8 protein-coding genes are annotated in these 7,639 nt (G+C 35.6%); 3 read left to right on the top strand and 5 right to left on the bottom strand.

All coding sequences use genetic code 11. The annotated features are described in order from the left end of the window. Positions 1-705: 705 nt before the first annotated feature. From FTT68_RS13825 to FTT68_RS13815, 3 genes are all read left to right on the top strand, one after another. Positions 706-909 carry a hypothetical protein gene (locus tag FTT68_RS13825; protein ID WP_004968112.1) on the top strand — a complete coding sequence of 68 codons (204 nt, stop codon included), beginning with the start codon at positions 706-708 and terminating at the stop codon, positions 907-909. Positions 910-2,702: 1,793 nt separating this feature from the next. After that, the gene (locus FTT68_RS13820) at positions 2,703-3,779 is read left to right on the top strand and encodes a hypothetical protein (protein ID WP_225531288.1); all 1,077 of its coding nucleotides are present in this window, start codon (positions 2,703-2,705) and stop codon (positions 3,777-3,779) included. Between the two features lie 140 nt (positions 3,780-3,919). Continuing rightward, positions 3,920-4,171, top strand: a complete 252-nt coding sequence (locus tag FTT68_RS13815; RefSeq protein WP_004969151.1) for a hypothetical protein — start codon at positions 3,920-3,922, stop codon at positions 4,169-4,171. Between the two features lie 23 nt (positions 4,172-4,194). Here the strand turns inward: FTT68_RS13815 and FTT68_RS13810 are convergent, their stop codons facing one another. The 5 genes from FTT68_RS13810 to FTT68_RS13790 form a co-directional block, all read right to left on the bottom strand. Further along, positions 4,195-4,509 (bottom strand): BrnA antitoxin family protein, encoded by a 315-nt coding sequence (locus FTT68_RS13810; protein WP_096902543.1) that lies wholly within the window; start codon positions 4,507-4,509, stop codon positions 4,195-4,197. Continuing rightward, positions 4,472-4,783, bottom strand: coding sequence for a BrnT family toxin (locus tag FTT68_RS13805; RefSeq protein ID WP_096902542.1), 312 nt, complete (start codon positions 4,781-4,783; stop codon positions 4,472-4,474). Before FTT68_RS13805 ends, FTT68_RS13810 begins: the two co-directional genes overlap by 38 nt. Before the next feature lie 232 nt (positions 4,784-5,015). Further along, positions 5,016-5,645 (bottom strand): hypothetical protein, encoded by a 630-nt coding sequence (locus tag FTT68_RS13800; protein WP_078194520.1) that lies wholly within the window; start codon positions 5,643-5,645, stop codon positions 5,016-5,018. A 217-nt stretch (positions 5,646-5,862) separates the two neighbouring features. After that, complete coding sequence (locus FTT68_RS13795) at positions 5,863-6,429, bottom strand: plasmid replication DNA-binding protein (protein ID WP_225531289.1); 567 nt, start codon at positions 6,427-6,429, stop codon at positions 5,863-5,865. A 105-nt stretch (positions 6,430-6,534) separates the two neighbouring features. After that, a complete protein-coding gene (locus tag FTT68_RS13790; RefSeq protein WP_004967300.1) occupies positions 6,535-7,542 on the bottom strand; it encodes a replication initiation protein in 1,008 nt (335 codons plus the stop codon). Between the last annotated feature and the right edge of the window lie 97 nt (positions 7,543-7,639).

Below are 7,639 nucleotides of genomic sequence, written 5' to 3'. Positions count from 1 at the left end.
ATTTTTAATTTTCTTTAATGATACAGCCATCTAAAATCACTATTCTTCTATTATGTGGTGGTATTTTCAATGCTACTTACCCCCACTTATTAAGTCAAGCATATCTTGATTACCACCTAACATTTCGCCCCCACTAACCTAACATTTCGCCCCCACTAACCTAACATTTCGCCCCCACTAACCTAACATTTCGCCCCCACTAACCTAACATTTCGCCCCCACTTAAAGTCAAAAACCTAACATTTCGCCCCCACTTAAAGTCAAAAACCTAACATTTCGCCCCCACTTTAGTGTCTGAAACACTGATATAGCAATACATTGAGACTGGCCGTAAAGCTTTTTAAAAGCTTTTTAAAAGCTATTAAAAGCTTTTAATAAAGCTTTTAAAATTAGTAAATGAAAAAATAAATGAAAAATTGCCCTTGGTTTTCGCTACGCTCAAACTCTATTGAATCTCGCTTTCGCTCGATTCGTGGGGCAATTTTTAGTTAATATTCTTGTTACTTTAAGAAAAGGCAAAAGCAACTCGGAATTCGCTTCGCTCATAAGTTTTTTATGCTCGCTTCGCTCGGTCTAGGTGCAAAGATCAGCATGTGATCTACTTTCAATTTGTTGAAGCAAATATTTTAAAAAGCAGTTTTTCAGGGAGTCTAGGCGCAAATTTTCGTTGTGTCGCTCGTAGACACTCGCTAAAGAGGATCTGAGATGAGCAAAGATAAAAAAGATGAAGATTTGGTTTCTCTCTCGATGAAGAACTTCAACAAACCACGATGGTTTAGAGCCAATGAAGATGGTGTCTTTTGTGAAGTAACTTGGGAGGAGTTCTTTAAAAACCATGATGACCCAACAGGGTTAGAAGATTTTATGACAGATCGAGAGCAAGATACACCAAGAGATGTGGATTTATAGCGCATGGTTTGCTGTATTTGGCGTTTTATTGGTCATTCCTATTCTACCTATAGGTTTTAGTTTAAAGTGCCTTAAAACGCAAATGGTGAGCATTTAGACAACCCACCTCGTTTCGATATTCTGTTGGCAAGAATATCCGAGGGGGTCTAAAAAATGCTTATAACGTATGCACCGTAAAATTTTGTCGAAGTGCCGATTGCCAACCAACCAACACCAAACTTTAAAACGCTAATTTTATTCATAAAATCAGAAAATATTTATCCTATGGTGGATAACAACCTCGAAAAACTATGTCTTCAGAAGTTTAGTTTAGTTCGAGCGACCAACTCGAACAGCAGGGGAGACCAATCCCCATTTAACCTTTTTGACTCTCCTGTGGCTTTAAATCCACAGCCTTCAAGCACTATGACCATGCAGGAAGTAACACACTCAACTACAGTCCCCTATAGCCTCAACATCACTCTTTCGCAAAACCACGATTCCCTTAACAAGTCATTTCTGACAACGGTAGCTATGGTTTTTTAACCAACTTTTGATAAAACAACTCAAAAGAAAATTCTTATTGATTATCAATTTTACCTGTAATTATAGATTACTATCTATTTTACAAATAAAAACAACAACTTATTCAGAATTATTACAGTACAACTTCGGCAAAAATCTGCCTTATATGCGCTACTAAAGATCGCTCCAACACATCTATGTCGATAACTAAAAATTTAGTTATTCAAAAACTTAGGTGACAAAACCTAATGACATAAAAGTGCGTCCCAAGTTATCAATTGAAGTCTTAACAAGCAGTACGTTCATCCACTAAGTTTCTAAGCTTTTTCCTTGCTTTTCGGTACGCAGTTCCAAAATACCGATTCCGCAGCTTAAAAAATATCATCATGGGTAGAACACTTACTTAGCACAGTCGATGAGGATCTCTCCCCACCTTTAACACGTTTAAGCTATACATCGACCTTTCGAGCCAAAATGGAATGTCATCACGACAAATTCACCACCTGACCCAAAAGTGCCACTCTCGCCAGCTTTCACCTTGATCGCCTGTACCCTCTCGAATACCGCAGAAGCCATCGTGTGTGCCACGCACCTCGCCAAACCATAAAGATTCAGCGAAGAACGGTAGTTATTAACGCTACTCTCCATCTATGGATTTCACTCACTATTTCTTCAAAAGCAGGATTTCAGCCCTTTCAGCCTAGAATGGGGTTTAACCCATTCGCCACCTTTCGGTGATTCCGTTTCCTTGTCGCCCAACTTCAAGAACCAACAATGAAGTGGATTGAGTAGAATTTGAGGGTAGGCAAAAGCCACCCCTCATCAGCCCTCATCAAAGCGTACCGAGCTACGTTTCCGCAGCAGTCCGCTTCGTCAAGCAGTTTTCAGGCTGTCAACCTTTCCACTGTGAGCTGTTGAAAATCAAAATTTTTAGTGTGCCTAACGGCACACTAAAAAACGGTTAGGTCTTTTAGGTGCGTTGGTCAGACACACTTCACAACTGATGAGAAAATCATAATGCACAAAAAATATGCTGTCTAGGTGCGTTCGCATGGAACTACTTATTACCCTCTTACAAACACCGTCTAGAAGTCCTTAAAACTTGCTTCGCAAGTTCACCATAGCTTCGCTATGGAAAAAGCAAAAAACAGCTAAAAACCAAAAATCCTTTTACTCGATTACAATGCTAGTTTTTGATCAAAAAACAGCGTATTTTGTGAATTAACCCTTGATAACAATGATTGGAAATATTTTGGATGATAATTTTTAGTCCACACACAAAATTTACAATGCAACGGCTCGCTGACCATGTTGCCAATGGCGCATATTTTTATTTCAGCTTTGAGTACGACAGTTCTAAGAAATCCATTGAATCCGTTTTGGATAAGATGACAGAGCGTTATGAGTTGGGTATTTCACCAAGACAGCGTTCTTACCGCCTAGAAAAGGGTCATCCTATTTGCACGATGATCGTGCAAAGAGATGTCTTTAATGAAAATAAATGGTTTCTGTATTGCTTATTCACTACGCCTACAAGTAGAGATTTCAATACTTTCAACGGTATTGAGATTAATAAACTTGCCAAAGAGTCGGAGCGTTTGAAGATTCAGACTCTTAAAGAGAAGTACAAAGGCTTTAAGTGGGATCTTGATTCGATCTCAGCAGAAAAGACCTTGATTGCAGACTACTTCAAAGATAATGAGCCAAAACAATTTGTCTTAAAAAATCCAATTGCTGTCAAACCTACTGCCCTGGTGACTATGGAGCTTTTTAGAGATACGCATAAGACTTATAAACAGCTCATCTTGGGTGATGAAAAAGACTACAAAGACAGAGTAAGGGCTTATACGTGGACTTGGCGATATACAAAGCAAAGTATTGAAAAAATTAAAACTAAATTTACTGATTCTATTAATAAATTGGCTAGTCAAAAAAATAGTTCTCTAGCAGAGAAGAACCGAGCCGACATTAAAAATCTATTCCTGATGGTTGAAACATGGTCTGTTTTCAAAGCAAGCCGTTCCCAAGCAGGGCAGATTATCCATTTTGCACAGCGTTTTTTAAAGTACAGGTCTAAGAAGCAGAAAACATGGATGCAGATGGAAATTGCTACACCACACTTGACCTATCTACCCCGATTGCCGACCTATGCGGATACGATCCATGAATATAATTACAGACGTAATCTTTTTGATGAATATGGTGTGGAAGTGCCTTTGAAACTCATTAAAGACTACTATGGTGGTGGCTATTACAACATACCGATTCAAGCCTATGTAGCTAAAGAATTAGAAATGCGTGAGAATGGCAAAGCCATTGCTCAAAAAGCGGATGAGCTTTACTTACAAGTGCTTGAAAATGAGTAAATCCGCTAAGAGAAGCTATTAAATACGGACTTTGAATAGGTTCTAACATGCAAATTTCGTATAAGAGATTTTATGTTAAATAAGACTATTAAGATCAGTTATAATTATCCAATAAGTGATTAAAAATAATAAGGTAATTTATGTCTACATGGGTGTGGGTACTTATTTATTTGGCAGTTAGCTTAATGTTCAAATGGATTATTTCATGGGGTGGAGCTGATTATATTAAAGGCTGGAAGAGTATCTTTTTCTTAGATATGGAATCAAGCTCATGGAATGAAGAACAGCTTAGAGCTATGGCTTTGTTTCTATGGATAGCATTTACCATTCTTTTTATTATAGGTTTAATTTACCCCGAATTTAGATTCTATAAGCTTAAAAATAGTTTGTAAAAAACGGAGCTTAAGCTCCGTTTTTATGGGTGATTTTTTAAATCATTCAGCATTGCATCACGTAAAATCTTATTCATACGTGTCTGATAGCCTTTGCCTTGTGCTTTTAGCCATTGCATGACATCTGCATCAATGCGTACTGTAGTCACTTGTTTAGTTGGCTTATAAAACGGATTTTGGACAGCATTTTTCCAAAAGCTTTCATCAAGTTCAGGAATGTCGGAAAAGTCTATTTCACTGTCTGCGCGTTTAGCCAGAGCTTCAAGTCTTGCCTTTTGTTCTTCAGACAAAACAGGAGGTTTATTCAAATCTACTTTGTACGTAACGGTTTTGCTCATACTGTTTCCTCTCTTTTTTCTCTGCCTGTCGTGCCGAAATAATGCGGATATGATCCATCCCATTATGGTCTTGTACTGTGTGGGCCACCAATAAAACAGCTTGCCCATGTACCATACCTATCGCTTGCCAACGATATTCACCATTTTCAAAGCGATCCTGTTTATATAAGGCATGAGCATCGTAAAAAACCAATGTCGCATCTTCAAAAGCTATACCATGCTTTTTAAGGTTTATTTCTGCTTTATGCTCATCCCATGAAAACTCAATTTCCATAGTTGCATCGCTTTTTGTTAATATAAAAATGTTAATACAAAATTGTAAATTTTGCAAAGTTCTTCCATTTTTTATTGGCAAAAGCTTACAGAATCGAACATAAAAAAGCCGACTTGTTTCAAAATCGACTTTTTGCTGATTTCTTAGCCATGACTAAATTTTTAAGTCATTGATATTTATACTAATATACAAGTGTATTGCGTATAACCACCATTATGTTAAATGTATAACTTTATAAAGTGTTAATTTTAAAGTCTTCCAATGTTTTGCCTTTTTCTTCTAATAAATTATGAACAAACTCAGGCTCTAATTTCAGCATCAGTTCAATAGCATCATGGATTTTCCAAAATTGTAATTCAGGATGATCTATTATTTGGATTAAATGGTTTTTAATTAAAGGAATATATTCATCGTATTTTTCATCATCAATTAACCAAAATAAGCGACTAATATCAAATGGTTCTGTATTAGATATTTCTATAATCTTTTGTATAGGATGAAATATTTTTATTCTAGCCTGTTCACCAAATCCTAGATCAGCTTGGAATGCCCAATAACGAACAAAAGCTCTAAGTACATGCTGAAGTGTATCATCATAACCATGTAAACGATGATCTATATAACCAACTAATTTATTTTCATTTAATAAATTTACTAATGCATCAAAACCAGAGGATTGTCCCCAATTAGTCAGAAGTTTTGCTGCCTCAAATACAATATTTTCATCAGAAGAATTTAATAAATTTATGACTTGTTCTATACGATCTTCAGGAATATCTTCTGGATCTAAATCTGTTGCATCACATGCGTAATCTGCATGAGTAGGAACGTCATGCAGTAATACAGAAATTTCTTTATTCATTAAGCCACTCATTAATAATTATCTTAAGATTTTCTAAAATTAACATAATACACCTTATACGAAATGCTCTAAATTATTTGTTTTAATTCAATAGTTTATTTCGTATTGAAAAGCCCAATCACACCCGATTGGGCTTTTTTTATGACTTTTCACGTTCCACGCTTAATAAGTAAGCAATGTTCCACACTTTTGTTTAGCTAAAAATAACAATAAAACCTTACTCATCTGTAAAAACTGCCCGAGCTAAACGGCCCAATAATCCCCTTTTTTTAGGTTCCGGTTCAACGTGTTCAGGAATAGGTATACGCTTGTTGTCTTCCCCAAAAGTAGTCAATGCGTCATAGTTCGACTCAATCTCTGGCCGAGGATCTGTTGCTATATTTAGATTAGTAGATTCATTTAGCTTACTAGTATTTTCTTGTTTTGGCTGTTCTAACGTGCCTTTAAACTCAATTCTATGAGTGAGATCTTCAATATGTTGCATCAAAGACTTTTCTCTTTGATTTGCTAAATCTAACTGATTTTTGAGTAAAGAAATTTGATCTTTTAATACATTTTCAATTTCAGACTGAACGTGTACCTGTACATCCTTCTGGACTTGTTCAGTACGTGTACTGGACTGAACACTGACTGGATTGCCATAAACTCTGATAAGTTCCGATAAGTCTATAAGTCCATCATGATCTCTTGATAATTCACCACTTTTTATAGATTCATAGATTGTTGTTCTTGATTTTTTAAAAGCTTTACTTGCGTCCATTATGCTAAATTTTGTTTTGTTCAATGTAATCCCTCAGCGCGTGTTTAAGCATGTTCATCTGAACATCTTAGCTGAACATATATCTTATTTTGAATTAAATCGTACTTTTCTAGGTATAGCAGCAATTTTTCAAACTTTTTGTTCAATAGTAAAGTCGATATTGAATTCTGCTAGTTTTTCAATCCATCTATTACCTTCGTTATTTTTAAAATCAATTTTTATTCTTTCTACTAATTCGTCTGTAGTCTCACCAGATTCTTTGAATCTCAAGCTCAATTCTTCACTTTGAATTATCGTTAAATAAACCATTTTTGCAGTTATTTTATTTTGCTCTTGGTTACTACCAGTTTCACTTTGTTGATTAGCTCCAATAGTTTTCTTTTTTCTAACTATAAAATTAACATGACTAGCTTTGCGTCCTTCTTTCTTGACTGCTTTAAACTCAATAGTAAGTTCTGTTTTAGAGTTAATGTCATCAATGTGGGGTTTAAGAATAGTACTTTTGAAATCTCTATATTCTGGGTATGAATTTTCTGCTAGACCTAAAGCACTTTTTAATTCTTTGATGGATACATCGAAATTAGACCGAAATTCATTTTGTACCAAGAATGGGTAAAGTTTTAAACCGTGACCATGTAAGGCAACAGCCGATTTAACTTTAAATTTTGTATACGAATTTTGTTTATTAAAAACATACATAATGTATAGGGCAAAATGCGTGAAAGAAATATAAAAACATCCATCCTTGTATGAGCATGTACTAATGAGTCTTGTTCGAATATCTCGATCTTTTCCAGGATGATAAAAAACTACACTGTGGTCGTAGAGAGCATCTACTACTCGGTTTAAGGCTACATAAGCACTGCTTGGCTTTAAGCCCGTCAATTCAGCATATTCTTTAGCTGTTACAGTGAATTCTGTTGTTTCATTGGGATCTGATGCTAGCCGAACTTTAGGGCTAAAAAAGAATAGCAATTTTAGAATATCGTCTTTTGGTGATTTCTCATGCTTCAATTGCCAGAAAATATTTTGAAAGACAGCATAGTCTTTTGGATAACGTTTGGCAGGTGCTGAAAGAGGAAAAAGAGATTTGTCATGTTCCTCAAAATTTTTAATTTTCTTTAATGATACAGCCATCTAAAATCACTATTCTTCTATTATGTGGTGGTATTTTCAATGCTACTTACCCCCACTTATTAAGTCAAGCATATCTTGATTACCACCTAACATTTCG

It is taken from the genome of Acinetobacter sp. Q85-2, assembly GCF_013420555.1.
Taxonomy (GTDB): domain Bacteria; phylum Pseudomonadota; class Gammaproteobacteria; order Pseudomonadales; family Moraxellaceae; genus Acinetobacter; species Acinetobacter indicus.
Note: the sequence above shows the minus strand (reverse complement) of the source record. Positions and strands in the feature narration are given on the sequence as shown.